This window comes from Dietzia sp. DQ12-76, from assembly GCF_014145045.1.
Lineage (GTDB): Bacteria > Actinomycetota > Actinomycetes > Mycobacteriales > Mycobacteriaceae > Dietzia.
In genome coordinates this window covers 1-3886 of the sequence record NZ_JAALDV010000491.1, presented here as the reverse complement: position 1 = coordinate 3886, position 3886 = coordinate 1, and the positions used below count along the sequence as shown (strand labels likewise).

Below are 3886 nucleotides of genomic sequence, written 5' to 3'. Positions count from 1 at the left end.
TCCCGGATCGTGTCGCCGAGCAGGGAACCCAGGAACCGGACGTCCTCCCGCAGGGGGGCCACCGCCCGGGCGAGAGGATCGGTCCCGGAATCGGGTGCGAGGCGATCCTGTGCGGTGTCTGTCATGGCCGCCAGGGTAGGCGGGGGATGTGACACCTGGGTGAAACCCGGGGTCGTGGGGGTCCGGGGCGGCGGGGGCCCGTGGCGGCAGAGGATCGGGGGAGGGGGACGGGCGGGGATCAGTGGCGACACGGGGGACATCCCTGATGCCCCGACGCCCCCGAGAGGCGCACACTGGGGGCATGACGCAGCAGCCCGGATCCCCCCAGTACGGCGAACCCCAGTACGGCCAGCCCGTGGCCGGACCCGACGACCGCACGCCCGCGGCCCTGGCGCACGCGTCCAGCCTCATCGCCATGGCGCTCTCGGCGGGGTGGCTCTCCTTCGTGGGCCCGCTGGTCATGTGGCTGATCTACAAGGACCGCAGCCCGTTCGTCCGGCAGGCCGCGGCCGGGTCCTTCAACTTCAACGTTGGTCTGTGGATCATGAGCATCGTCGGCTGGGTCTTCATCATCACCGTGATCGGCATCCCCATCGGACTGGTCCTGCTGGCGGTCTCCTTCGTCCTCCAGATCGTCGGTCACCTGATCGGAGTCGTGCGCGCGACCCGGGGCCGGACCATCAACTACCCGTTCCAGCTGCGCATCCTGAGCTGACGACCCCGCTCCCCCCGGTCAGCGCGCGGAACTCGTCGTCGGCCCCTCCCACCGACGCGGCGCCGCCGCCTCGCACCGGTCCCGGCGATCCGGTAGTAACGAGAGGGGGCGGCGCGCCATCCGGGCGCGCGGGAGCCGAAGGGACGCGGAATGGGCGCAGATGCGCGCATGAACACCGGGGTCGACGCCGAGGTCGTCCGTGATGTCAGCGCAGCGGCCGGCGCGTCCGGTCCGGCGCCGGGCGACGTCCGACTCACCAGCGTCCACAATTTCCGGGACGTCGCCGGCCATGGATACGCACTCGAGCCGTCCGGGACCATGGCCCGCGGTCTGGTCTACCGGTCCACCACCTTGTCCGTGGGTGAGGACGATCTCGGCGTGCTCAACCGGCTCGGGGTGAGCACCGTCGTCGACCTGAGGACCGACGAGGAGATCGTCCGACAGCCCGACGTGATCCCGGACGGGGCCCACTACCTCGCGATCGACGTCCTCGCCGGGAACACCTCCGCCGCCGCCTTCACCGGGGCCGGCACGTACAGCGTCGAGGACGCCCGGCGGGAGACGGCGATCATGTACGAGCGGTTCGTCGTCGGGGACGCCGAGCGGACGGGTTTCGGACGCGCGGTCCGCGCCGTGGCGCGGTCGACGGGCCCGGCGATCGTGCACTGCACCGCCGGCAAGGACCGGACCGGCTGGACCTCTGCCGTCCTGCAGCTGCTCGCCGGCGTCCGCGAGGAGGACGTGATCGCCGACTACATGCTGACGCGCGAGCTGTCCGTCGACTTCGTCGACGCCATCCGCTCCTACGTCCGCGCGGAGATGCCCGAACGCCTGGAGGCGATCGACGTGCTCATCGGGGTCGAGGAGGTCAACATCAGGCGGTCGCTGACAGCGTTGACCCGTGAGTTCGGCGATGTCCGTCGCTACCTCGTGGAGGGCGCCGGTGTGGAGGAGGGCCTGGTGGACGAGTTGGGGGCCCGGCTCAGAACACCACGATGACCGCGCCGAGCACGCCCCCGAAGGCGATCGCCTCGAGAACCACCGCCACCGTGCGGCCCACCTCGGTCCGTGCCATCGAATGAACCCTGGGGCCCGCCATCGTCAGCGCGAACACCAGCACCAGCAGCGCCACACCCACCAGGGTGTCGGCGAGGAGTGCCGCGACGCCGTAGACGGCTCCGAGGCCGATCAACCCTCCCGTCGCCGCGGCCGAGACCGTGGTCAGCGGCGCCGGGAAGACCGCGGCCGGAGCGGTGTCGCGGATCCCGCGGTCGTCGACGCCGGGCCGGGCCTCCGCCCCGGGGCCCTCAGCAGGAGGATCCGGGACGGAATGGTTCCGGCCCCCGTCCTCTAGCGTCAGATGTCCGTTCATGTCCAGGACCCTACGTCCGATTTCCACGGGAACGCTCGGGCGACCTTAGGAAACTGATCGGAAAATGGAAAGGACTGGTCAAGGGCGGTATTTCGGCCGGAGAGATCGGTCACAACGTCGGCTAGGGCAGCTGCCGGGGCCGTGCGGCTGCAGGACCGTCACAGGGGCCGCCCGCGTAGGATCTCGCCTGGAACCGGTGGGGGCCGGGACTAGTTCGACAGCGGGGAAGATCGGGGGATCGGCGTGGCAGCTACGGGTGCACTGGGAGGGTGGTTCGAGCCCGGAGACGATGCCGGGAGGGCCTTCGACGAGGCCGAGGCGCTGCTCATGGCGTGTGAGGACCTCACCGCCGTGATGGAGACCATCCGGCACTCGGATTCCCCGGTCGAGGCGCGGCGCGCCCTCAAGACGGGGTTCGGGTTCTCCGGGAGGCAGGCCGCGTTGCTCCTCACGCTCCCGGTGATGTCGTTCACCCGATCCGAACGCGACCGGATGCGCGACAGCCGCCGGGACCGGCTGGAGCTCTTCGCCGACGTCACCGGGTCGATCCCGGCGCTGCGGCAGGACGACGTCCGATCGGCACCGGCACTGGCTCCTGTGGGCCCGGATCCATCCGTCGCCCGGCCGGAGTGGGCCGCCGACATCGACGGAGCCCTCGAACGGACCCGGTGGGTGATGAACGGGGAGAGGGGGGATGGTTCGACTCCCCAGGAGTCCGTGACCACCGGGGTTCCCGCATCCACCGCGCCAGTGGTTCGTCGATCGCGGTCCGGCCGCGTGGATGACGCCTCGGTGGTGCTCGACGAACAGGTCGGGGAGCTGTGCGACGCGCTGGCCGAGATCGTGCAGGTGCAGGGAGCGCCCGGTGCGTGGCTGGATGATCCCCGGGCCTCCGACTCCCGGTCGGGCATGTTGCTCGACAGTTGCGGCGTCGACGATTCGGTGGGGATCCGCACGCTTCTCTGGCATCTCCGCCGGACGGGCCTGGACGCGGTCGAGGGACTGTTACCGTTCGCGGACCCGGTGGACCCCGCCCGGGGCTTCGACGTGCAGGCGAGGATGTTCGAGCACGCCATGGCCACCGGTGGACTGGGTTCGGAGCCGGGGCCCGGGGTGACCTGGGCGGGTCGACTGTGGCCGATCGCGGAGAGGCGGGGCTACGGGTACGCCGTGGCCTACCGGGACGGTCCGGATGCCGGAGCGGTCTGGGCGTACGGCGGAGACGAACCGCTCTACCGGGTGTGGGATTCGGTCGTGGACCTGCTGGTGGAGGTGTACCGGGCGGTGACCACCGGCGAATCGTGCGACGCGGCGATCGCCGCCGCGACGAACGGACGCGTGGCGTGGACGAACCTCAACTGAGATCCCGTCCTATGACGGTGGCCCGGCCGCCGCGGCAGAACACGAGCTCGACGCGGCTGACGGTCCGGCCGGTGGTCGCCCGCAGGAGTTCGGCGTACGCGCACAGCTGGAGCAGGTAATCGTCCACGGTGGCGCAGGTGACGGCGACATCGGTCTTGTAGTCGATGACGGACAGGGACCCGTCGGGGTGGTCGACGACCAGGTCGACCACCCCGTCCACCGCGACGGACGTGCCGTTGGTCGTGGCGAGGGATCCCGCGACCGGCAGCTCCGCCCAGTGCGGACGGCCAGCGGCCCTGCGCACGGGGTCCGAGGTGAGGGCCGTGCGGGCGACGGCGACCATCTCCTCGACGGCCTCGGGGGACCTGGCGTCGCGGACGCCGCCACCGAGACCGAGGGAGGTGAGCTGATCGGCCGCCCACGACTCCCACTCCCGG

At 71.2% G+C, this 3886-nt stretch carries 5 protein-coding genes; 3 read left to right on the top strand and 2 right to left on the bottom strand.

Annotated features, from left to right (window positions below; genetic code table 11):
- Positions 1-301: 301 nt before the first annotated feature.
- Both G6019_RS15350 and G6019_RS15345 read left to right on the top strand, forming a co-directional pair.
- Positions 302-715, top strand: coding sequence for a DUF4870 domain-containing protein (locus G6019_RS15350; protein WP_107755299.1), 414 nt, complete (start codon positions 302-304; stop codon positions 713-715).
- Positions 716-865: 150 nt separating this feature from the next.
- Positions 866-1714, top strand: a complete 849-nt coding sequence (locus tag G6019_RS15345; protein ID WP_228548948.1) for a tyrosine-protein phosphatase — start codon at positions 866-868, stop codon at positions 1712-1714.
- Here the strand turns inward: G6019_RS15345 and G6019_RS15340 are convergent.
- Positions 1698-2087 (bottom strand): hypothetical protein, encoded by a 390-nt coding sequence (locus G6019_RS15340; RefSeq protein WP_182612757.1) that lies wholly within the window; start codon positions 2085-2087, stop codon positions 1698-1700. The two genes, G6019_RS15345 and G6019_RS15340, sit on opposite strands and share 17 nt — an antisense overlap.
- A gap of 243 nt (positions 2088-2330) precedes the next feature.
- On the opposite strand from G6019_RS15340, the gene G6019_RS15335 reads away from it, so the two are divergent.
- Positions 2331-3449, top strand: a complete 1119-nt coding sequence (locus G6019_RS15335) for a DNA gyrase subunit A (protein ID WP_182612758.1) — start codon at positions 2331-2333, stop codon at positions 3447-3449.
- On the opposite strand, the gene G6019_RS15330 is transcribed toward G6019_RS15335, so the two are convergent.
- On the bottom strand, positions 3442-3886 hold a 445-nt coding region (locus G6019_RS15330; protein ID WP_182627961.1), incomplete at its 5' end, for a PD-(D/E)XK nuclease family protein. The two genes, G6019_RS15335 and G6019_RS15330, sit on opposite strands and share 8 nt — an antisense overlap.

Coding starts and splice junctions, on each gene's coding strand:
- G6019_RS15350 (WP_107755299.1), top strand. CDS start 302: ATGACGCAGCAGCCCGGATCCCCCCAGTACGGCGAACCCCAGTACGGC.
- G6019_RS15340 (WP_182612757.1), bottom strand. CDS start 2,087: ATGAACGGACATCTGACGCTAGAGGACGGGGGCCGGAACCATTCCGTC.
- G6019_RS15345 (WP_228548948.1), top strand. CDS start 866: ATGGGCGCAGATGCGCGCATGAACACCGGGGTCGACGCCGAGGTCGTC.